Below are 22,016 nucleotides of genomic sequence, written 5' to 3' on the forward strand. Positions count from 1 at the left end.
GCTTAACGTTCCGAGCAGAAACTCTAACTGGAACTTCGCGAACACTGGAGTCACGCTGGAGTCATGTTCGGACGAGTGCTGGTAGCGATGGTCACCCCGTTCACCCCCGACGGTGACCTGGACCTCAAGGGTGCGCAGGAGCTGGCGGCGCACCTCGTCGACAGGGGCGGCGCCGACGGGCTGGTCGTCAACGGCACGACCGGTGAGGCGCCGACCACGACCGACGCCGAGAAGGCGCAGGTCATCAAGGCCGTGAAGGAGGCCGTCGGCGACCGGACGCAGATCCTCGCGGGCGTCGGCACCAACTCCACGCGCCACACCATCGAGCTCGCGCACCAGGCGGAGGCGAACGGCGCCGACGGGCTGCTCGTCGTCACGCCGTACTACAGCAAGCCCACGCAGGAAGGCGTCGAGAACCACTTCCGGCAGGTGGCGAACGCGTCCGGGCTGCCCGCGCTGCTCTACGACATCCCCGGCCGCACCGGCACGGCCATCGACACCGAGACGCTGCTCCGGCTCGCCGAGCACCCGCGGATCGTCGGTGTGAAGGACTGCAAGGTCGACCTGCTCGCGACCGCCCGCGTCATCGCCGAGACCGGGCTCGACTACTACTCCGGCAACGACGAGCTGATCCTGCCGCTCTACTCGATCGGTGGCGTCGGCACGGTCAGCACCGTCGGCCACGTCGTCGGCAACGAGATCAAGGCCATGCTCGACGCCTACGACGAGGGCGACAACAAGGAAGCGCTGCGCCGCCACCAGGCGTTGCTGCCGGTCATCACGGCGATCATGACCCGCGAACCCGGTGCGGTGGCGGTCAAGGCCGCGCTCACCCTGCTCGGGCTGCCGTCCGGACCGGTCCGCGAGCCGCTGGTCGGAGCGACCCACGAACTGATCGACGAGCTCAAGGCCCTCTTCGCCTAGATCCCGTAGACCCGGCGGGCAGTGCCCGAGAAGATCTCGGCCTGCTCGCCGGCGGACAGCTCCGACACCAACTCCTGAGCCGCGCCAAGCCATTCGGTGTACGACGCGGCCAGCAGGCACACCGGCCAGTCCGAGCCGAACATCACCCGCTCGGGCCCGAACGCGTCCAGCACCACCTCGAAGTACGGCCGCAGGTCGGCGACGCTCCACGACTTCCAGTCGGCCTCGGTGACCAGGCCGGACAGCTTGCACGTCACGTTGTCGTGCGCCGCCAGCGACCGGATCAGCTCGGCCCACTCCCCGAGATCCGACCCGATCGCGGGCTTCGAGCAGTGGTCCACCACGAACTCGACCTGCGGCAACGCGGCCACGGTCCGGCGGGCGGCCGGCAGCTGCACCGGTACGGTCAGCAGTTCGTAGACCAGCCCACGCGCGCCCACGGCAGCCAGCCCGTTCCAGACGTCCTTGCGGCACAACCACTCCGGGTCCGGTTCGCTCTGCACCTGGTGCCGGATCCCGCGCAGCCACGAGCCGTGCGCGCCGTCCACCAGCGCGTCCAGCGCGTCACCGACGGCGGGCGAGGTCAGGTCCGTCCAGCCCACCACCGCCGCCACGACGTCGGAGGACGCGGCGACGGCCAGGAACTCCGGTGTCTCCTCCGGCACGCACACCGTCTGCACCAGCACGGATGCCGACACGTCAGGCGCAGCGGCGATGAAGTCCGGTTCCAGGAAAGACCGCCGGATCGCGCCCATGGGCGGGTCGGTGATCCAGTCCTGGTCGCGGACCGACAGGTCCCACAGGTGGTGGTGAGCGTCGACGATCACGGCGTCGGCACCTCCGAACCCAGCAGCCCCGACGACTTCAGCTCCTCCCACAGACCGGGCGGGATCGAGGCCGAGAAATAGGCGGCGTTGGACGTCATCTGCTCAGCGGTCCGCGACCCGATCACCACCGACACGACGGCCGGGTGACCGAGGGCGAACTGGATCGCCACCTCCGGCAACGTCACGCCGTGCCGCGAGCACACCGAGGCGATCTCGCGGGCACGGGCGACCAGCTCCGCGGGCGCGTCCGAGTAGTTGTACTTCGCGTCATCGGCGACGACGGGCTTGGAGAGCAGGCCGGAGTTGAAGACACCGCAGGCCACTACCGAGACCCCGCGCTCGACGCACGCGGGCAGGAACGACGGCAGCGCGGGCTGCTCCAGCAACGTGTACCGCCCGGCCAGCATGACCACGTCGATGTCGGTCTCGCGGACGAACCGCTCCGGCATCTGCCACTGGTTCATGCCGACACCGATCGCGCCGACGACACCCTGCGACCGCAACGACTCCAGCGCCGGGTACGCCTCTCCGAAAGCCTCGTCCCAGTACTCGTCGGGGTCGTGGATGTAGACGATCTCCACCCGGTCCGTCCCGAGACGCTCCAAAGAGGACTCGAGAGATCGGCGGACGCCGTCCGCCGAGTAGTCCCGCACCCGCCGGAACGTGCGCGGGACGGCGAAACCCTCGTCGTCGAACCCGGCACCGTCGGACGGCTCCAGCACCCGCCCCACCTTCGTCGAGAGCACGAACGAGTCGCGCGGCCGACCGGCCAGGGCGGCGCCGAGCCGGCGTTCCGACAACCCGAGCCCGTAGTGCGGCGCGGTGTCGAAGTACCGGACCCCGGTCTGCCAGGCGGCGTCGACGGCACCGGACGCCTCGGCGTCGGAGACCTCGCGGTAGAGGTTGCCGATCGGCGCGCCGCCGAAGCCCAGCCGGGACACGTCGACCTTCACGGCAGCTCCCACACGAGTCGCACAGCGGGTTCGGCGCCGGAGTAGTCGTCCTCGACCTCCAGCAGCTCGGCCATCCGGGCTTGCCACGGGACGTTCGCCGGGTGCGAGGCCAGGAACTGCCGCATGGCCCGGTAGTCGTCCACCTCGACGAGGTGGAACAGCTCGCGCCCGGACCGCCAGATCCGCCAGGAGTGCACCCCGGCCTCGCGCAACGCGCCGTCCAGCTCGGCCGGGATCGTCGCGTGGATCCGGTCGTAGTCGGCCTCGCGCCCGGCGCGAAGCCGGGTGTGCAGTGCAACGGTCTCCACAGAGCTCACTCCTGCTTCTGCCCGGTCGCGAACCGCGTCACGACCAGCGCGAGGATGATCACCGCGCCGTACGAGGCCTTGATGTAGAAGCCGGACACGCCCTGCAGCCGCAGGATCTGCTCGACCAGTCCCAGCATCAGCACGCCCGACAGGGCGCCGAACAGCGTGCCCTTGCCGCCCTGCAACGAGATGCCGCCGATCACCGCGGCCGCGAAGACCTGGAAGATCATGCCCTCGCCCTGCGTGGCGGCCACGGACCCGAGGCGTCCGGTCATCAGGATGCCCGCGACCACGGCCAGCACGGAACCGATGATCAGCACGGTCCACGTCACCCGGTCGACCCGGATGCCGGCGGCACGCGCGGCCTCGGAGTTGCCGCCGATCGCGTACAACGACCGGCCGGCGCGCAGGTACTTGAGTACGAAGATGCCCACGGCGTAGCAGACGATGCAGATCCACACCGCCGCCGGCAGCCCGAGCCACGTCGTGGAACCCAGGTACAGGAACGACTCCGGCACGTCGACCAGCGACTTGCCCTCGGTGATCGCGAGCTGCAGGCCGCGCAGCATCGTCAGCATGCCCAGGGTCACCATGAACCCGGACAGCCCGACCTTCAGGATCAGGAACCCGTTCAGCCCGCCGATCACCACACCGATGAGCAGGCACAACGGCAACGCGAGCCACGCCACCAGCCCGACGTCGAGCCCGCCGGCCGACGACGGGATGATCAGCGCGACGGCCAGCGCGGGCGCGAGGCCGACCGTCGACTCGAGCGACAGGTCCATCTTGCCGACGATCAGGATCATCGCCTGGCCCAGCACCAGCAGCGACAGCTCGCTCTGCTGGGTCAGCACGGCGATCAGGTTCGCGGGAGTCAGGAAGATCGGCGACAGCACGGCGCCGATGACCAGCAGGATGATGATCACCGGGACCAGCGCGAGGTCCTGGTACCGCGCCAGCCGGAACTTCTGCTTTCCCGGCGCGGGTGCCGCCACCGGCGGAGTCATGGCCTTGGTCATTGCGAGCTCATTCCTTCGATGGCAGAGATGAGTTCCTGGTCTCGCCAGCCGCGGGCGAACTCCCGCACGACCCGGCCGTGGAACAGCACCAGGACGCGGTCGCAGACCCGCAGGTCGTCCAGCTCGTCCGAGACGACGATCGCGGCCCTGCCCCGGCGCGCCTGCGCGTCGACGACCCCAAGCAGCGACTCCTTGGACTTCACGTCGACGCCCGCGGTCGGGTTGATCAGCACCAGCACGGACGGATCACCCGCCAGCGCCCGCGCCATCACGACCTTCTGCTGGTTGCCGCCGGACAGGTCAGCCACCGGCTGGTCCGGACCGGCGGCCTTCACGTCGTAGGACGCGATCGCCGTGCTGCCCGCGTCCCGTTGCGCGGCGGGCCAGACGAACGCACCGGCCGTGCTCATCGTCGCGTTCTCTGCGATCGACAGGTCGAGCACGAGCCCCTGGTGGTGCCGATCCCGTGGCACACAGCCGATTCCGGCTTTCAACGCCGAGGGCACGTCACCGCCGCGCACCGCGGTCCCGTTCACCGAGATCGACCCGGACGACGGCTTCCGCAGCCCGTAGACGGTCTCGGCGAACTCGTGCTTGCCCGACGACGCACTGCCGGCGAGCCCGATGACCTCGCCGCGGGTCGCCGACAGCGAGATGTCCGAGAAGTGGTCGCCGCTCAACGACGACACCTCCAGGACCAGCTCGCCGGACGACGGCCGGTCCTCGCCGCCGGGCACGTTCAGGCCGCCGGCCTCGCCGGTCATCGCCTCGATCAGGTCCGGCTTCGACATCTCGGCGACCGGGGCGGTGACGATGTGCCGCGCGTCGCGGTAGACCGTGACCGTCTGGCAGACCTCGTAGACCTCCTGCAGGTGGTGGGAGATGAACAGGAACGTCACTCCCCTGTCCTGCAACGACCTCATCCGGTCGAAGAGCCGCTCGATCGCCGGGCCGTCGAGCTGCGCGGTGGGTTCGTCGAGGATCACGAACCGCGAGCCGACCGACAACGCCCGCGCGATCTCGACCAGCTGCCGCTGCTCGACGGTCAACGACGAGACCAGCGCGTCCGGGTCCACCGCCACGTCGTAGGTCTCCAGCAGCTCCGAGGCCTGCAGGCGCAGCTTCTTCCAGCTGATCAGCCTGCCGCCGAGGTCCTGCCGGTTGATGAACAGGTTCTCGGCGACCGACAGCTCCGGCACGACCGTCGACTTCTGGTAGACGCACGCGACGTGCCTCCGCCACGCCGCGCTGTCGGCGACGGGCGGCGCGGGTTCGCCGAAGAAGCTGACCTCGCCCGCGTCCGGCACCTGCATGCCGGTGAGGACGGAGACCAGCGTCGACTTGCCGGCGCCGTTGCGCCCGACGAGCGCGTGCGACTCACCGGCCCGGATCTCGATGCCCACGTCGTCGAGCGCGAGCGTCTGACCGAACCGCTTCGTCACGCCCCGCGCGATGGCCGCGAACTCGGTCATTTGGCGATCTGGTTGCCCCAGAAGGCCTTGTCGTCCACGTTCTCCTTGGTGATCAGCGGTGCCGCGAGCTGGTCCTCCAACCGGCCGCCGCCGGTGTCGACGATCTCGGAGTCGTGGTCGGTCTTGCCGGGCTGGAACGTCTTGCCCTCCACGGCGGCCTTCGCGTAGAACAGCGCCCACTGCGCGTACAGGTCGGCCGGCTGCGAGACGGTCGCGTCGATCTCGCCCTTGCGGATCGCCTCCAGCTCCTGCGGGATGCCGTCGTTGGAGACGATGAAGATGTGCTTCGGGTCGGTCGGCGGCACGATGAGGTTCTTCTGCCGCAACACCTGCAGCGTCGGCGTGAGGAACGCGCCGCCGGCCTGCATGTAGATGCCGTTGATGTCCGGGTGCTGGTTGAGCCGGGTCTGCAGCGCGGCGGACGCCTTCGGGCCCTCCCAGTCGGTCGGCTCCTCGAAGATCGTGATGCCGGGGTAGTCCTTCTTCATGCAGGCGGCGAACGCCTCGGACCGGTCGCGGCCGTTGATCGACGCCAGCGCGCCCTGGAACTCGACGACCTTGCCCTTGCCGCCCAGCTTGTCGCCGAGGAACTTGCAGGCCTTCTCGCCGTACGCCTTGTTGTCCGCGCGCACGACCATGTAGGTCTTGCCCTTGTCGGGACGGGTGTCGACGGTGATGACCGGGATGTTCGCCTTGTCCAGGCGGTCCAGCGTGCTGGCGATGGCCCCGGTGTCCTGCGGCGCCATGATGATCGCCTTGGCGCCCTGCGACTGGAGCGACTGGGCGTTCGCGACGAGGTTCTCGACCTTGTTCTGCGAGTTGGTCGGGTTCAGCAGGTTGACCCCGAGGTCCTTGGCCTTGTCGGGGAAGTACTTGATGTAGGAGTTCCAGAAGTCGGTGTCGGCACGCGGGTGGTCGGCACCGATCGGGCCGACGCCTCCGCCTCCGGTGCCGGCCGCCCCGCCGCCGCAGGCGGACAGGGTCAGGGCACCGGCGAGGGCGAGGCACACCGCGGCGGTGAGGTTGCGACGCTTCATCGTTGAGCCGCCTTTCAGGACAGCGAGCGCTCAGTTCTGGGGACGCAGGCGCAGACCGTGCATGCCGCCGTCGACGGCGAGGACCGTGCCCGCGGTGGAACCCGACAGCGGGCTCGCCAGGTAGGCGATGGCTCCCGCGACCTCGTCGGCGGAGACGAGCCGGCCGTGCGGCTGGCGCGCGTTCAACGCGGCTCGTTCGGCCGCCGGGTCCGGCGCCGAGTCGAGCAGGCGGCCCACCCACGGGGTGTCCGCCGTGCCGGGGGCGACCGCGTTGACGCGGATGCCCTCGCGCACGTGGTCCGCGGCCATCGCGAGCGTCAGCGAGTACACCGCGCCCTTGCTGGCCGAGTAGAGGGCGCGCTGCGGGAGCCCGGCCCAGGCAGCGATGGAACAGGTGTTGACGATCGCGGCGGACGGCGACTTCCGCAGGTGCGGCAGTGCTGCCCGCGCCACCCGGACCATGCCCAGGACGTTGACGTCCAGGACCTTCGACCACTCCTCGTCGGAGTTGGCCAGGACGTCGCCCTGCGCGCCGATGCCCGCGTTGTTCACCACCACGTCGATTCGCCCGAACCGCTCGACGACCTCGTCGACCGCGGCCTGGACGCTCTCGCCGTCCGAGACGTCCGTGCGGATGCCGACGAGCGGGTCCGGCACGTCCGGGTTGAGGTCAAGTGCCACCGCGGTCGCGCCGCGCGACGAGAGCAGCGTCGCGGTGGCCAGGCCGATACCGGACGCACCTCCGGTGACGACGGCGACGAGTCCCTCGAAGTCAGTCATCCCGGCCCTCCAGCTCCGTCCACACAGGACCTTCGGGGTAGGCGTACTCGACCAGCGTCCGGTCCTTGAGCTGGGCGGAGAAGCCCGGTTCGGCCGGCGCGAGGTAGCGGCCGCGTTCGACGACGGCCGGGTCGAGGAAGTGCTCGTGCAGGTGGTCGACCCACTCGATCACCCGCTCGCCGATCTCGCAGGAGACCGCCACGTAGTCGAAGAACGACAGGTGCCTGACCAGCTCGCACAGTCCGACACCGCCGGCGTGCGGGCACACCGGGACGCCGAACTTCTTGGCCAGCAACAGGATCGCGATGTTCTCGTTCACGCCCGCGACCCGGCACGCGTCGAGCTGGAGCACGTCGATCGCGCCGGCCTGGAGGAGCTGCTTGAACACCACGCGGTTCTGCACGTGCTCGCCGGTCGCGATCTTGATCGGCGCCAGCGCGGCGCCGATCGCGCGGTGCGCCAGCACGTCGTCCGGCGAGGTCGGCTCCTCGATCCAGTACGGGTCGAACGGCGCCAGCTCGCGCATCCAGCTCACCGCCGCGCCGACGTCCCAGCGCTGGTTGGCGTCCACCGCGACGCGCACCTCGTCACCGACGACCGCGCGGGCGAGCTTCATCCGCCGCACGTCGTCGTCGAGGCTGCCGCCGACCTTGAGCTTGATCATGTCGAAGCCGTCGGCCAACGCCTGGCGCGCCAGTCCCGCGAGCTTCTCGTCGGAGTAGCCGAGCCAGCCCGGTGACGTCGTGTAGGCCGGGTACCCGTCGCGGGCGATGGTCTCCGCGCGGCCGGCCTTGCCGTGCTCGGCCGCGCGCAGGATCCGCAACGCCTCGTCGGGGGTCAACGCGTCGCTGAGGTACCGGAAGTCGACGAGGCTGACGATCTCCTCCGGCGACATCCCGGCGAGGAACCGCCACACCGGAAGCCCTGCCCGGCGGGCGGCGAGGTCCCAGGCCGCGTTGACGACGGCGCCGATCGCCATGTGCGCGACGCCCTTCTCGGGTCCGAGCCAGCGGATCTGCGAGTCGCCGATGAGCTCGAAGTACAGCGCCGCCAGGGCTTGCGCGTCCTCGGGCACGTCCTTGCCGACGACGTGCGGTGCAAGCGCCTTGATCGCGGCGGCCTGCACGTCGTTGCCGCGGCCGATCGTGAAGGCGAGGCCGTGGCCCTCCGGGCCGTCGTCGGTCCGCAGCACCACGTACGCGGCGCTGTAGTCGGGGTCCGGGTTCATCGCGTCGGAGCCGTCGAGCTCCCGGGACGTGGGGAACCTGATGTCCAGCACGTCGAGTTCAGTGATCTTGGGCATGGGCTCAGGCCTGCCCGAGGATCTGCCGCTGCCTGCCGAGTCCCTCGATCTCCAGCTCGACGACGTCGCCCGCCCGCAGGTACGGCTTGGGCTCCGGCTGGCCGAGTGCCACTCCTGCGGGTGTACCCGTGTTGATGACGTCACCCGGACGAAGGACAAGGAACTGGCTGAGGTAGCGCACGACCTCCGCGATCGGGAAGATCATGTTCTTGGTGGACGAGTTCTGCTTGATCTCGCCGTTCACCCAGAGCCGCATCTCGAGGTTCTGCGGGTCGGCGATCTCGTCGGCGGGCACGAGGAAGGGTCCGAGCGGGTTGAACGTCTCGCAGTTCTTGCCCTTGTCCCACGTCCCACCGCGTTCGATCTGGAACTCGCGCTCGGAGACGTCGTGCGAGAGCACGTACGCGCCGACGCACGCCAGAGCCTCCTCGTCGGTCTCCAGGTAGCGAGCCGTGCGACCGATGACGACGCCGAGCTCGACCTCCCAGTCGGTCTTCACGGACCGGCGCGGGACGAGCACCTCGTCGTACGGGCCGACGATCGTGTCCGGCGTCTTGAGGAACACCACGGGCTCGGCGGGGATGTCGGCGCCGGTCTCCTCCGCGTGGTCGCGGTAGTTGAGGCCGATGCAGATGACCTTGCCGGGGTGCGCGAGCGGCGGCCCGACCCGCACGTCCTCGGTGCTCAGCGCGCCCAGCTCACCGCCTTCCAGCGCCGCGCGCACGCGGTTGACGCCGTCGTTCGCGAGGAACGCGCCGTCGACGTCGGGGGTGATCGGCAGGAGGTCGTACGTGGTCCCGTCGGCGGTCCTGACTGCAGGACGTTCATCGCCGACCGGCCCGAGGCGCAAGAACTGCACGGCCGTTCCTCCTCTGCTCACACGCATGAAATACATCGGATGTATAGCCCTGCGAGTGCACATCCGTCTAGGCCTTGGCGATAAGTCGTCCGATGACTAACAGGGGTTGATCATGAAATTGGTGGCCGCATCCCTCCTGACAGGCGCGCTGCTGACGCCGTCGGCCCCGATGGAGCCCGTGACGGTGTTCGTGGAGCTGACCTCGGCACCGGCGGTCGAGGCGCGCAGTGCCGACCAGGCGCGCACGGCCAGGGACAGGACCTCGGAGCAGGCCTCGCGAGTCGTGTCGCGGTCCGGCGGCAAGGAGGTGGCCCGCACGACCAACGCCGTGCCCGGCGTGGTGCTGGCGACCTCCCGGACCCGCGTCTCCGACCTGGCGCGGATGCCCGAGGTCCGCGCGGTACATCGGATGACCCCCAAGAAGCTCACCAACGCCTCGGCCGTCCGGCTCACCCGCACGTCCGACGTGTGGAAGTCGCTCGGGCGACTCGGCGACGGCGTGCGGATCGGCGTGGTCGACACCGGCATCGACTACCGGCACGCGGACTTCGGCGGCGGCTCGTTCCCGAACGCCAAGGTCGTCGGCGGCCACGACTTCGCCGGCGACTCCTACACCGGCAGGCCGGGCGCGGTGCCGGAGCCGGACGCCGACCCGGTGGACTGCCAGGGCCACGGCACGCACGTCGCCGGCACCGCGGCCGGGTTCGGGGTGAACGCCGACGGGACGACCTACCGCGGCCAGTACTCGTCGGTCGACCTCGACTCGCTGAAGATCGGGCCGGGAACGGCGCCGCACGCGTTGCTCTACGCGCTGAAGGTCTTCGGCTGCGAGGGCGGCACGAACCTGACCGCGCAGGCGCTGGACTGGGCGCTCGACCCCAACGGTGACGGCGACTTCTCCGACAAGCTAGACGTGGTGAACCTGTCGCTGGGCAGCGACTTCGGCGCGGCGGACGACCCGGACTCGCTGTTCGTGCGCAAGCTCGTGCAGCACGGAGTCGTCGTGGTCGCGGCGGCCGGCAACGGTGGCGACTTCTACGACGTGTCGGGCTCGCCGGGCAACACGCCGGAGGCCATCTCCGTGGCGAACAGCCGCGACGCGTTCTCGATGCTGGACGGCCTGGAGGCTTCCGGGCAGCGGTGGGCCGGTCAGTACAGCCTGAACTACAAGGAAACGGTCGACCTCACCGCACCGGTCGCACATCTGTCGTCCGATGTGGACGGTTGCAAGCCCGTGTCCGAGGACCTCACTGGCAAGATCGTCTGGCTGGAGTGGGACGACAGCGACGCGACCCGCGCCTGCGGTTCCGGTGCCAGGACCGACAACGCGTGGAAGGCCGGAGCGGCCGGGGTGCTGCTGCCGACCGCGTTGCCGACGTTCGCGGCGGGCATCGCCGGCAACGCGCACATCCCCGCGTTCCAGCTGACGGCGGCGGCCTCGAAGGCGTTGCGCCCCGCGATGGAGGCCGGGACGTTGACGGTGCACCTGACCTCGGCGTTGAAGCAGGGCGTCCCGTCGGTGGAGCCGTCGATCGAGGACACGATCACGCCGTCGTCGTCGCGGTCCCGTTCGTCGATCGCCGTGGCCGCGCCGGGCGACACGATCTTCTCCGCCGCGTCCGGGACCGCCTCCGACGGCGTGTCGATGGGCGGCACGTCGATGGCGTCACCGCACGTCGCGGGCATCGCGGCACTGCTGCGCGAGGCTCATCCGCAGTGGACGGTCGCGGAGGTCAAGGCGGCGCTGATGAACACCGCGTCCGGAGTCGTGCGGTCCGCCGACGGCGTGCGGGAGGCCCCGATGCGCGTCGGCGCCGGGCGGGTGGACGGGCTCGCGGCGCTGTCGTCCGACGTGCTGGTGCTGGGCGACGCGTCGTTCGGCACGGTCGAGGCCGGTGGACCGGTGGTGGCGGAACGCGAGCTGCGGCTGGTGAACAAGGGCACCGAGACGGTCTACCTGCACGCCCGGTACGAGCCGGTCACGTCGGTGCCCGGGGTGTCGTTCCAGGTCGCGAAGCCGGAGGTGGTGGTGCCGGCCGGCGGGTCGACGACGGTGACCGTGCGGCTGCGGATCCCCCGCCCGGCCGCGCTGCGCAAGGCCGCCGACCCGACCGTGTCGCTGGACGGCGGACGGCAGTTCCTGGCGGAGGCGTCCGGGCTGGTGACGTTCACGGGTGACCGGACGCTCCGGGTGCCCGCCTACGCGGCGCCGAAGCCCGTGTCGGCCCTGTCGGTGGTGGCCGGCCGCGTCGCCGGGCAGGGCCTGGACCAGCAGGACTACCGGTCGCGCCTGACCGTTCTGCAGCTCGGCGCGAGCTCGCCCCGGCTGCCGGACTGCGATCGCGACCTCCAGGACGACTGCGCCGCGAACCGCACGGCCCGCGGCGGCGACATCCGCTACGCCGGCGCGACGGCGACGCCCGACCTGCTGGCGTTCGGCGTCGCGACCTGGGACACCTGGGCGGACCTCGGCGGCAACACCAAGCCGCAGGTGCGGTTCTCGGTGGGCGGCAAGGACTTCGTGACCACCGCCGTGAAGCAGACCAACGCCGACGGCGACGTGACCGCGGACGTGTGGTCCGCGCGGACCGTCGCGGCCGGGACCGACGAGGTGGTGGACGAGCAGCCGTTGAACGGTTGGGACGGTTCCACGGACACGAACCTGTTCGACAGCGACGTGGTCGTGCTGCCGGTGTCGCGGGCGAAACTGCCGTCCGGCCCCGTCACCTACACCGCCGGAGTGCTCAGCCGGTACACCGCGCCCGCCGACTCCGACGAGCTCGTCGACGTGGTTCCTCCCGCGACGTTCGACTACGGCCTGACCGTCCCGACACTGTCCACTGTGGTCCGTCCGGGTGATCCAGTTGCTCCGGGGACGCTGGTCTTCTTCCACCACAACGCAAGCGGTAACCGAGCCCTGACCTCGTGACACCCGGTTGGGCGTGCCTCCCGCGACCGTCTCTCGGCATACTCGGTCCCTATGGATCTGGTCGTGGGACTCGACGCGGGCGGCACGTCGACGAGGGCGTTGGTGCTCGATCTCGACGGCGCCCGCCTGGGCCAGGGCCTGGCGGGCGGCGCGAACCCGAACTCGCACCCCCCTGCGGTCGCCGCCGCTCACATCACCGAGGCGCTGACCGAGGCCCTCGACGGCCTGGACTCCCGCAAGGTGCGCAGCGGCGTCCTGGGCATGGCCGGCGCGTCGCGGATGGCCGACCCCGCCGTCCTGGACCTGTTCCAGGCGGCCTGGGAACGAGCGGGCCTGCACTGCCCGATGCGCGTGGTCACCGACTGCGAGGCGGCCTTCGCCACCGGCACCTCGTCCCCCGACGGCACGGTCCTCGTGGCGGGCACCGGTTCCATCGCGGGCCGCATCGCCGACCACCGCATGGTCGGCCAGTCCGGCGGCTACGGCTGGCTGATCGGCGACGAGGGCTCGGCGTTCTGGCTGGGCCGCGAGGCCGTGCGGGCAACGCTCCGGCTGCTCGACCTGGACGCACCGCTGGAAGGCCTGGCCACCGCCGTGCTGACCACCGCGGGCGCGCGCAACCGCGGCCAGCTGATCACCGCCGTGAACGCCCGCCCGCCCATCGCGCTGGCCCAGTTCGCACCCCTGGTCAGCTCTGCCTACCACCACGGCGACCCGGAGGCGCTGGCGATCGTGTCGACCGCCGCCCGGTTGCTCGCCGACACCGCCTCGGCCGTGCGGTCGCCTTCCGACACGTCGCCGATCGTGCTGGTCGGGAGCCTGATCAAGACTCCGGTGGGGACGCACCTGAAGCAGGAGCTGCTGGCCCGGTGCAACGCTCAGGTGATCATGGCCACGGAGGGTGCGGCGGGGGCTGCGTGGCTGGCGGCGGTGGACGTGCTGGGTCCGACCGCGCCGCGCCCGGTGTCGTGACGATCCAGCGAACTCGTCGGGTTTTCGATCGGAGTGGCGATCTCCGGTGCACCAGCCGACCGAGTGCCGCCCTCTACTCGCCGGGCGCTGTCGCCGGCAGTCCGATGGAGGCGGCGGCCGCCGCCAGGCGCTTGTCGTAGGTGACGAACGCGGTGACCTTCTTGTCCGACGCCACCAGAACGTCTGCGGTGGCGAGGTGAACAGCGTCCAGCGACCGCAGCATCGGATCGGCGTACGCGGCCGCGGTGGCACGAACAGCAGCGTTGATCTCCACCCGGTGCAACCGGGCCAGCACGCCCGCGACAGCACCCAGCACGCCTGGTGAGCTGCGCCGAAGAGCACGAGGCAACTCGACCTCGATCAGCGCGGACGACACGAGCGCCTGATCCGTGGCGTTGTTCAGCCACTCGACCAGCGCGGCGGTCTCCCGTTCCTCGCGGACGAGTTTCACGACCGCGGCCGTGTCGAGGTAGATCACCAGCGCTCCTCGTCGCGCATTCGCGAGAGCAGCTCACCCGCATCGGCGCCGGGCTCCGCCTTGGCACGCGGCATCGGAATCGGGCCGACCATCGTCGGCGGCGTGACCACACCGGCGACGATCAGGTCGTCGAGCTCACCCTCGACCACCGGCACGATGCGAGCGATCGGCTTGCCCCGGTTGGTGATCTCGACCGTCTCGCCGCGTTCGACGAGCTCCAGCACACCCGCGGTGTTCTGGTTCAGCGTTCGAATGGGGATCTGCTCCATGACACCATCGTACTACTTTTTGTACTACAATGACCTAAGAGGCGGACTCCGGCACCCGCGGATGCCGGAACCCGGGGTGGTCCGCCGGCAACGCCTTCCGCAGCATCCACCCGGACACCAGGACGCACACGATCTGCAACGGCCACGACAACGCGATCCGCAACGTGGCCAGCCAGTACACCTGCGCGTCCAGCCACAACGGCGTGAACACGGCCACCCGCAACGCGTACTGCGCGACCCAAGGCCACGAAGCGATCGAGTAGGCGCGCAAAAGCGCGGGATCCCGCCGCCACCGGGTCTTCTGCCCCAGCAGCGTCCCGACGACGACGCCGAGCAACGGCCACCGCACCGCGATGGACCCGGCCCAGGCCAGCGCCGAGGCCACGTTGGACAGCAGCTGGACCAGGAAGAAGTCCTCGACGCGTCCGGTGTAGAGCGCCACCAGCGACGCCGCCACCACGGCCAGGACGGAGAACACGACGGCTCGGGGCTTCTGGCCGCGGACGAACCGCACGACCCCGATGACCACGCCGCACAGGACGGCGGCGACGGCACCGGCACCGATCGAATGCCCGAACAGCAGCCAGCCCGCGACGAACGCCAGAGGCGGCAGGGTGGCGTCGAGGGCGCCGCCCCGGCCTCCGAGCAGTGATGCGAGCGACTCCTGGCGCACGTCCGTCATGGTTCCAGGGTGCCTTAGGCCAACCTAAGTCAGGTAACGGACCCGTATCGGGGATTGACCGCGGTGAGCCGGGTCACTACCGTCTGCGGAAATCGTCTGGAAAGTTAACAGACAGGAGCGGACCAGTGCGTGCCGGAAGCCCACGACTGCTGCGGGAGATCAACGACCGCGCAGCCATCGAGGCTCTGCTGCGCAACGGGTCGCTCACCAGGTCGGAACTGGAGGGCCTGATCGGCCTCTCCAAGCCGGCGACCGCGCAGCTGCTCACCCGGCTGGAGACCTCCGACACCGTCGTCCGCAACGGGCTGCGGGGCGGTGGGCGCGGGCCGCGGGCCCAGCTGTGGTCGGTCAACGGGACGCTGGCGCACATCGCCGCCGTCGACCTGACGCCCGAGACGGTCGACATCGCCATCGCGGACATCACCGGTGCCGTGCTCACCGAGCACAAGGCGCCGATGCCCGCGAAGCACGGCGTGCTCGAGGCGTTCGTCAGCGCGGTCGGCAAGGCGTGCGGGCAGGCCGGGCTGAGCGCCGACCAGCTGCTGCACGTCGTGGTCGGCTGTCCGGGAGCGGTGAACCCCGCGAACGGCGAGCTCGCCTACGCGCCGCACCTGCCCGGCTGGAGCGGGTTCGACGTGCCCGGCCGGCTGCGCGAGGAGCTCGCGACGTCGGTGAGCGTCGAGAACGACGTCAACCTCGTCGCGCTGGAGGAGATGGTCGCCGGACGGGCCACGGAGGTGCGCGACTTCGTCGTCGTCTGGCCCGCGGACCTCGTCGGCGCGGCCGTCGTCGTCAACGGGGTGCTGCTGCGCGGCGCGTCCGGTGGCGCCGGCGAGATCGACGGGTTGATGATCCCCGACCGCGCGGCCGCCGACACCGACACGGACCGCTCCGGCGGCACGTACGGAGAACTGCTCAGCAGCACGTCGATCTGCAAGCTCGCCAGGGCCCACGGGCTCGCCGCGCGCAACGGCCACGGTGCCGTGCGCAAGGCGTTGGCCGCGGGGCCCGCGGGCCGGGAGTTCCTGGGCGACCTCGCCCGGCGCATCGCCACGGGTGTGGCGAGCGTCGTCGCGGTGCTCGACCCGGAGCTCGTCCTCCTGTCCGGCGACATCGCCCAGGCAGGCGGAACCACGCTCAACGATCTCGTTGCCGCGGAACTGCGGCAACTGGTGGTGCCGCGGACACCTGTCCAGCTGGCGTTGGTGACGGGCAAGCCGGTGCGCAGCGGTGCGCTGCACTCGGCGCTGGCCGTCGCGCGCGAGCAGGTGTTCGGCCTCCCGGCAGCCACCACGGCTCCATTCCGCGGCCCAGTGGTCGCCGGGTCCCCACGTTGATCGAGAAGGAGTGCACATGCGCAAGCACACCCGTGCTGCCTTGCTCTGTGTCGCCGCAGCGCTGACCCTCACCGCATGTGCGGCGGGCAAGGGTGGCGGCGCGAGTACCGACGCCGCGGCTGCTCCTGGCAAGGACGACAAGCTCACGCTCACGGTCTGGAGCAACTACTCCGACCGCGAGTACGAAGAGGTCACCAAGGCCCTCAAGACGTTCAACAAGAAGTTCCCGAACATCGAGATCAAGCACGAGGGCTCGCAGGACGACGACAAGATCACCGCGGGCATCCGCTCCGGCAACACCCCGGACGTCGCGCTGTCGTTCACGACCGACAACATCGGCCAGTTCTGCTCCTCCGGCGCGTTCCAGCCGCTGAAGGCGTACCTCGACCGCGACAAGGTCGACCTGAACCAGATCTCCCCCGCGGTCCAGGAGTACACCGAGTACAAGGGCAACCGCTGCGCGATGCCCATGCTCACCGACGTGTACGCCATGTACTACAACAAGGACCTGCTCGCGAACGCCGGCGTCACGACCCCGCCGAAGACGCTCGACGAGCTGTACGACGCGGCCGTGAAGGCGACGAAGAAGGCGCCCAACGGGGACATCGAGGTCGCCGGTTACCTGCCCACCATGGGCTTCTACGCCAACCGCCCGACCATCCTCGCGCCGTCGTTCGGCGCGGAGTGGGAGAAGGACGGCAAGTCCGCGCTCGCGACCTCGCCCGGCTTCACCGAGATGATGACGTTCCAGAAGAAGCTCGTCGACTTCTACGGCTACGACCAGCTGGAGCGCTTCCGCGCGGGCCTCGGCCAGGAGTACTCGGCCGACCACGCGTTCCACCAGGGCAAGATCGCGATCATGATCGACGGCGAGTACCGCACCGCCTTCCTCAAGGCGCAGGCGCCGCAGATCAAGTTCGGCACGGCCCCGTTCCCGACCTGGAAGCCCGCCGACTACGGCACCGCCTTCACCACCGGCACGATCATGGGCATTCCCAAGGGCGCCAAGAACCCCGGCGCCGCGTGGGAGCTGATCAAGCACCTGTCGTTCGACACCGACACCATCGTCGACCTCTCGAACGCCATCAAGAACGTCCCGAGCACCAAGGCCGCCATGGACAGCCCGAAGCTCGAGGTGGACGAGCAGTTCAAGACGTTCATCGACCTGGCCAAGAGCGACAAGCTCAAGGGCAACCCGGTCACCCCGATCGGTGACGCGCACATCAAGGCCGTGACCGACTTCTCGGTCTCCTACCAGTCCGGCAAGGTCCCGGACCTGGCGGCCGGTCTCAAGGAAGTCGACAAGAACATCGACGACCAGATCGCCAAGAGCGGCAAGTAGGGAACGCCAGCGATGACCGCCACGATCGGCGCGAAGCCCGCCCCCGGCCGGGGGCGGGCCCGTGCCCGCCACCGCCTCGCGGTGCTCGGGTTCATGGCCCCGGCCATCATCGGCTTCGTCCTGTTCTTCGGCTACCCGCTGATCGCCACGGTCGTCTTCAGCTTCACGAAGTACGACCTGATCAACCCGCCGGAGTTCAACGGGCTCGCGAACTACGAGTTCATGTTCAAGGATCCCCTGCTCACCAAGGCGATCGCGAACACGCTCTGGTTCGTCGTGGTGCTCACGATCGCGCGGACGGCGTTCGCGCTGGGCGTGGCGTCGGTCATCGCTCGCCTGAAGTCGGGCGTCGGGTTGATCCGCACGCTCTGCTACCTGCCGTCGCTGGCCCCGCCGGTGGCCGCGACGCTCGTGTTCTTCATGGTGCTGCGCCCCAACGGCGGCCCGGTCGACAGCGTCCTCGGCTGGTTCGGGGTCGACTCGCCGCTGTGGTTCTCCGACCCGGCGTGGGCCAAGCCCGGCATCACGGCGATCATGCTGTGGATCTCCGGCGACCTGATGATCATCATCCTGGCCGCGATCCTCGACGTCCCGCAGGAGCAGTACGAGGCGGCGGAGCTCGACGGCGCCGGACCGGTCCGCCGCTGGTGGCACGTCACGCTGCCGACGATCTCCCCGGTGCTGCTGTTCGGCGTCGTGAACTCGGTGATCCTCGCGTTGCAGCTGTTCACACAGGCGGTCGTCGCGGGGTCGGCCGGCTCGGGAGCGGCGGACGCGACGGGATCGACCAAATATCTCGGGTTTCCGGACAACTCGACGCTGACGTTCCCGGTCTACCTGTACACGCAGGGCTTCCGCTACTTCGACATGGGCTACGCGGCCGCGATGGCCACGGTCCTGTTCGTCATCTCGTTCGCCGTGACCATCCTCCTGGTCCAGCGGATGCGCAAGAACTCCAGCGCTGAGGAAGGGGGTCCGGGAGCATGACCGCCACGCTGACCAAACCGCCGGTCGACGTCCCCGCGGAACCGGAGCAGCCGCGCCGCGGGCGTTCCACCGGCAGCTTCTTGAACTGGGTCGCGACGCACGCGCTCGGTCTCGCGCTCGGCCTGATGTTCGCCACGCCGGTCGTGTTCGTCTTCCTGACCGCGGTGATGTCGGACAACCAGGCGTTCACCTCGGACCTGTGGCCGCGCGAGTGGCACTGGGAGAACTTCGTCGAGGTCTTCGACAAGGCGCCGCTGTTCCAGTACCTGGTCAACAGCCTCACCTACTCGCTGCTCGCGACGTTCGGCATGCTGCTCTCGTCGATCCCGGCGGCGTACGCACTGGCCAAGCTGAAGTGGCGCGGCCGAAACGTGGCGTTCATCCTCGTCATCGGCGCGATGATGCTCCCGCCGCAGGTCGTGGCCGTGCCGCTGTACGACACGTGGTCGTCGCTGGGCCTCACGGGCACGCTGGTGCCGCTCATCGCCCCGTACTTCCTCTTCGACGCGTTCAGCATCTTCCTGCTGCGCCAGTTCATGCTGACGATCCCGCAGTCCTACGTGGACGCTGCCAGGGTCGACGGCTGCTCGGAGTTCCAGGCGCTGGTGCGGATCATCGTGCCGATGGCGAAGCCGGGCATCGCGGCCACCGCGCTGTTCTGCTTCCTCTTCACCTGGAACGACTACTTCGGCCCGTTGCTCTACACCGGCGAGGTCAAGGACCAGTGGACGTTGTCGCTGGCACTGGCGACGTTCAAGGGCATGCACATCGTGCAGTGGAACTCGTCGATGGCGGTGACGTTCCTGACGATGATCCCGGCCGTCGTCCTCTTCGTCTTCGCCCAGAAGTCGTTCGTCAAGGGAATCACGTTCACAGGAGTCAAGGGATGAAACTCACCGTCGTCGGTGGCGGGTCCACCTACACACCGGAGCTGGTCGACGGCATCGCCGGCCGTCGCACCAGCCTGGCGGTGGACGAGATCGTCCTGGTGGACCCGGACGAGCACCGCCTGGGCATCGTCGGCCCGTTCAGCCAGCGGCTCCTGGAGCACGCCGGTCACCCCGCGAAGGTGCGCACCACGACCTCCCTGGAAGAGGGCGTCGAGGGCGCGTCCGCCGTGCTGCTCCAACTGCGCGTGGGCGGCCAGAAGGCCCGCGCGTCGGACGAGACGTTCCCGTTGACCTGCGGGTGCGTCGGCCAGGAGACCACCGGCGCGGGAGGCCTCGCCAAGGCCCTGCGGACCGTGCCGGTGGTCCTGGACATCGCCGACCGCGTCCGCGAGCTCGCGGGCCCGGACACGTGGATCGTGAACTTCACGAACCCGGTCGGCATTGTCACCCGCGCGCTGCTCCAGGCAGGCCACAAGGCGATCGGCCTGTGCAACGTCGCGATCACCTTCCAGCGCTGGACCTCCGCGCTGCTGGGCGTCGACCCGTCCACGGTGGAGCTGGAGCACGTCGGCCTGAACCACCTGACGTGGGAACGCGGCGTGCACGTGAACGGCGTCGACCGCCTGCCCGAACTGCTCGCCGACCACGTCGAGGGCTTGGCCGAGCACATCGGCATCGACGGCGCCCTGATGCGCCGCCTGAATATGGTGCCGTCGTACTACCTGAACTACTTCTACAACCACGACGCCGTCGTGAAGAAGCAGCTCGACTCACCCCCGCGCGCCGAGGTGGTCTCGGCGGTGGAGAAGGAGCTGCTCGACATCTACAGCGACCCGTCGGTCGTGACGAAGCCGGACCAGCTGGGCCAGCGCGGCGGCGCCTACTACTCCGAGGCGGCCGTGCAGCTCGTCCACGCACTGACCGGCGGCGTCGGCGCGGAGAAGCACGTCGTGAACGTCCAGAACAACGGCACGCTCCCGTTCCTCCCGGACGACGCCGTCATCGAGGTCTCGTCCACAGTGGACGCCAACGGCGGCGTACCCCTCCCCGTCCGCCCGGTGGAGCCGTCCATCTCCGGCCTGATCTCGCACGTCACCGCGTACGAGTACCTGGCACTGGAGGCGGCGATTCACGGAGGACGCGACCGAGTGGCGAACGCACTTCTCGCCCACCCGCTGATCGGCCAGCACGCCATCGCGGACCAGCTGGCCGACGAGCTGGTCGCGCAGAACCGCGACCTGCTGCCGTGGGTGAAGGGAGCCTGACGACGATGACGGACCGGGTGCTCGCCATCGACGGCGGGAACAGCAAAACCGCAGTGCTGCTGGTGGACGCGGACGGCAAGGTGCTGGCGCAGGTGCGCGGCCCGGGAGCCCCTCCGCAGACCGTGGGCATGAAGCGCGGCTTGGACGTGTTCGAAGGCTTGGCGCGCGAAGCCGCAGCACAGGCGGGCCTGTCCCCCGACGAGCCGATCGCCCGGCACACGTCGGCCTACCTGGCAGGAGCGGACCTCCCCCGAGAGGAGGAGGACCTGACCCGAGCGATCTCCGAACGAAGCTGGTCCACCACCACCTTCGTGGGCAACGACACCTTCGCCCTGCTACGCGCCGGCACCGCGGCAGCAGGCGGCGTGGCCGTCGTCTGCGGCGCGGGCATCAACGCGGTAGGCGTGTCGCGAGACGGCCGAACCCACCGCTTCCCGGCCCTGGGCGCGATCTCCGGCGACTGGGGAGGCGGCGGCCAACTGGGCAACGACGCCCTCTGGCACGCAGTGCGAGCAGAAGACGGCCGGGGCAAACCCACCCTGCTCCTCCCCGCGCTCCTGAACCACTACAACGAGTCCTCCATCCTCGATGTGGTCGAAAAGATCCACTTCGAGGAACTGGAACTGGACCCGCACGCCCTCTGCCCGTTGGTCTTCGAGGCAGCCGCCCAAGGCGACGAGGTGGCGCTGACCCAGGTGGACCGCCTGATCGAGGAGATCGTCCTCCTCGCCACGGTCTCGATGCGCAAACTGGACCTGATGGACGAGCCGGTGGACGTGGTCCTGGGCGGCGGCGTCCTCACGAACACCGGCGAGACGGTGGTCGGCCCAGTCCGTCAGCAAATCCTGGAAACCGCACCCCTGGCCCAAGTCCGCCTGGTGGACGTCCCACCGGTGGTCGGCGCGGCCCTGCTGGGCCTGGACCACATCGGCGCCGCACCAGCAGCGGAACTGCGCCTCCGCTCCGCCTACGCCGACCGGCACCCGGCAACCACCCTGGACGTGGCGGCCAGCGGCTGATCCCCAGACCCCGTCTCAGGGGGTGAATCGGCGGCGGCGCCCCCTGAGACGGTCCAGCCCCACTGCCCGGGACTTTCGGCGGCGGCGTCCCGGGCAGTGGTCCCACTCTTCCCGCACCGAGCAGCGAGGCCGAAGGCGAGCCCACCACGAGGCCGAAGGCGAGCCGAAGCGAAGGCGAAGCCGAGCAGTCTTGGCTTTGGCTTTTGCTCTTGGCTTTTTCCATGCCCGGCAGGTGGGGTGGTCCCGTCACGAGCAGTGCTGACGCGTTTGCCGCGCCCCACGGAATCGCGCCCAACGCACGCAACAGCAAGCCGCCCAACCCAACAGGCGTGCCATCAACCCGCCCACGGCGCCGGCCCGGTCC

21 protein-coding genes are annotated in these 22,016 nt (G+C 69.8%); 9 read left to right on the top strand and 12 right to left on the bottom strand.

Annotation, left to right across the window (positions count from 1 at the left end):
- Positions 1 to 63: 63 nt before the first annotated feature.
- Complete coding sequence (gene dapA / locus VF330_RS38475; protein ID WP_330856666.1) at positions 64 to 924, top strand: 4-hydroxy-tetrahydrodipicolinate synthase; 861 nt, start codon at positions 64 to 66, stop codon at positions 922 to 924.
- On the opposite strand, the gene VF330_RS38480 is transcribed toward dapA, so the two are convergent.
- From VF330_RS38480 to VF330_RS38520, 9 genes are read right to left on the bottom strand one after another with little or no spacing between them, the layout of a single operon-like run.
- Positions 921 to 1,751 carry an amidohydrolase family protein gene (locus VF330_RS38480; RefSeq protein ID WP_330856667.1) on the bottom strand — a complete coding sequence of 277 codons (831 nt, stop codon included), beginning with the start codon at positions 1,749 to 1,751 and terminating at the stop codon, positions 921 to 923. The genes dapA and VF330_RS38480 overlap by 4 nt on opposite strands.
- Complete coding sequence (locus VF330_RS38485; RefSeq protein WP_330856668.1) at positions 1,748 to 2,704, bottom strand: aldo/keto reductase; 957 nt, start codon at positions 2,702 to 2,704, stop codon at positions 1,748 to 1,750. The genes VF330_RS38480 and VF330_RS38485 overlap by 4 nt, the downstream gene beginning before the upstream one ends.
- Positions 2,701 to 3,012, bottom strand: a complete 312-nt coding sequence (locus VF330_RS38490; RefSeq protein ID WP_330856669.1) for an L-rhamnose mutarotase — start codon at positions 3,010 to 3,012, stop codon at positions 2,701 to 2,703. Before VF330_RS38490 ends, VF330_RS38485 begins: the two co-directional genes overlap by 4 nt.
- 5 nt (positions 3,013 to 3,017) lie before the next feature.
- The gene (locus VF330_RS38495; RefSeq protein ID WP_330856670.1) at positions 3,018 to 4,031 is read right to left on the bottom strand and encodes an ABC transporter permease; all 1,014 of its coding nucleotides are present in this window, start codon (positions 4,029 to 4,031) and stop codon (positions 3,018 to 3,020) included.
- Complete coding sequence (locus VF330_RS38500) at positions 4,028 to 5,503, bottom strand: sugar ABC transporter ATP-binding protein (protein WP_330856671.1); 1,476 nt, start codon at positions 5,501 to 5,503, stop codon at positions 4,028 to 4,030. The genes VF330_RS38495 and VF330_RS38500 overlap by 4 nt, the downstream gene beginning before the upstream one ends.
- On the bottom strand, positions 5,500 to 6,540 hold the full coding sequence (locus VF330_RS38505; RefSeq protein ID WP_330856672.1) for a sugar ABC transporter substrate-binding protein: 1,041 nt from the start codon (positions 6,538 to 6,540) through the stop codon (positions 5,500 to 5,502). The genes VF330_RS38500 and VF330_RS38505 overlap by 4 nt, the downstream gene beginning before the upstream one ends.
- Positions 6,541 to 6,570: 30 nt before the next feature.
- Complete coding sequence (locus VF330_RS38510; RefSeq protein ID WP_330856673.1) at positions 6,571 to 7,320, bottom strand: SDR family oxidoreductase; 750 nt, start codon at positions 7,318 to 7,320, stop codon at positions 6,571 to 6,573.
- Complete coding sequence (locus VF330_RS38515) at positions 7,313 to 8,623, bottom strand: enolase C-terminal domain-like protein (RefSeq protein WP_330856674.1); 1,311 nt, start codon at positions 8,621 to 8,623, stop codon at positions 7,313 to 7,315. The genes VF330_RS38510 and VF330_RS38515 overlap by 8 nt, the downstream gene beginning before the upstream one ends.
- 4 nt (positions 8,624 to 8,627) lie before the next feature.
- Positions 8,628 to 9,482 (bottom strand): fumarylacetoacetate hydrolase family protein, encoded by an 855-nt coding sequence (locus tag VF330_RS38520; protein ID WP_330856675.1) that lies wholly within the window; start codon positions 9,480 to 9,482, stop codon positions 8,628 to 8,630.
- Between the two features lie 112 nt (positions 9,483 to 9,594).
- Between VF330_RS38520 and VF330_RS38525 the strand changes: the two genes are divergently transcribed.
- Both VF330_RS38525 and VF330_RS38530 read left to right on the top strand, forming a co-directional pair.
- Positions 9,595 to 12,411 (top strand): S8 family serine peptidase, encoded by a 2,817-nt coding sequence (locus VF330_RS38525; RefSeq protein ID WP_330856676.1) that lies wholly within the window; start codon positions 9,595 to 9,597, stop codon positions 12,409 to 12,411.
- Between the two features lie 51 nt (positions 12,412 to 12,462).
- On the top strand, positions 12,463 to 13,383 hold the full coding sequence (locus VF330_RS38530) for an N-acetylglucosamine kinase (RefSeq protein WP_330856677.1): 921 nt from the start codon (positions 12,463 to 12,465) through the stop codon (positions 13,381 to 13,383).
- A 73-nt stretch (positions 13,384 to 13,456) separates the two neighbouring features.
- On the opposite strand, the gene VF330_RS38535 is transcribed toward VF330_RS38530, so the two are convergent.
- The 3 genes from VF330_RS38535 to VF330_RS38545 are packed head-to-tail and all read right to left on the bottom strand — an operon-like array spanning position 13,457 to position 14,812.
- Positions 13,457 to 13,861 (bottom strand): type II toxin-antitoxin system VapC family toxin, encoded by a 405-nt coding sequence (locus VF330_RS38535; RefSeq protein ID WP_330856678.1) that lies wholly within the window; start codon positions 13,859 to 13,861, stop codon positions 13,457 to 13,459.
- The gene (locus VF330_RS38540; protein WP_330856679.1) at positions 13,858 to 14,130 is read right to left on the bottom strand and encodes a type II toxin-antitoxin system prevent-host-death family antitoxin; all 273 of its coding nucleotides are present in this window, start codon (positions 14,128 to 14,130) and stop codon (positions 13,858 to 13,860) included. The genes VF330_RS38535 and VF330_RS38540 overlap by 4 nt, the downstream gene beginning before the upstream one ends.
- 34 nt (positions 14,131 to 14,164) lie before the next feature.
- The gene (locus VF330_RS38545; RefSeq protein WP_330856680.1) at positions 14,165 to 14,812 is read right to left on the bottom strand and encodes a DUF3159 domain-containing protein; all 648 of its coding nucleotides are present in this window, start codon (positions 14,810 to 14,812) and stop codon (positions 14,165 to 14,167) included.
- A gap of 125 nt (positions 14,813 to 14,937) precedes the next feature.
- On the opposite strand from VF330_RS38545, the gene VF330_RS38550 reads away from it, so the two are divergent.
- From VF330_RS38550 to VF330_RS38575, 6 genes are read left to right on the top strand one after another with little or no spacing between them, the layout of a single operon-like run.
- Entirely contained in the window at positions 14,938 to 16,149 is a 1,212-nt protein-coding gene (locus VF330_RS38550) for an ROK family protein (protein ID WP_330856681.1), read from the top strand.
- 16 nt (positions 16,150 to 16,165) lie between these two features.
- On the top strand, positions 16,166 to 17,491 hold the full coding sequence (locus VF330_RS38555; protein WP_330856682.1) for an ABC transporter substrate-binding protein: 1,326 nt from the start codon (positions 16,166 to 16,168) through the stop codon (positions 17,489 to 17,491).
- Between the two features lie 12 nt (positions 17,492 to 17,503).
- Positions 17,504 to 18,478: a sugar ABC transporter permease gene (locus tag VF330_RS38560; RefSeq protein ID WP_330856683.1), complete on the top strand. Its 975-nt coding sequence runs from the start codon at positions 17,504 to 17,506 to the stop codon at positions 18,476 to 18,478.
- The gene (locus tag VF330_RS38565) at positions 18,475 to 19,368 is read left to right on the top strand and encodes a carbohydrate ABC transporter permease (protein ID WP_330856684.1); all 894 of its coding nucleotides are present in this window, start codon (positions 18,475 to 18,477) and stop codon (positions 19,366 to 19,368) included. The genes VF330_RS38560 and VF330_RS38565 overlap by 4 nt, the downstream gene beginning before the upstream one ends.
- Positions 19,365 to 20,633 carry a 6-phospho-beta-glucosidase gene (locus VF330_RS38570; protein WP_330856685.1) on the top strand — a complete coding sequence of 423 codons (1,269 nt, stop codon included), beginning with the start codon at positions 19,365 to 19,367 and terminating at the stop codon, positions 20,631 to 20,633. Before VF330_RS38565 ends, VF330_RS38570 begins: the two co-directional genes overlap by 4 nt.
- 5 nt (positions 20,634 to 20,638) lie before the next feature.
- Positions 20,639 to 21,652: an N-acetylglucosamine kinase gene (locus VF330_RS38575; protein ID WP_330856686.1), complete on the top strand. Its 1,014-nt coding sequence runs from the start codon at positions 20,639 to 20,641 to the stop codon at positions 21,650 to 21,652.
- Positions 21,653 to 22,016 lie beyond the last annotated feature (364 nt).

Origin of the sequence: Lentzea sp. (genome assembly GCF_036380075.1) — a bacterium.
GTDB lineage: Bacteria > Actinomycetota > Actinomycetes > Mycobacteriales > Pseudonocardiaceae > Lentzea.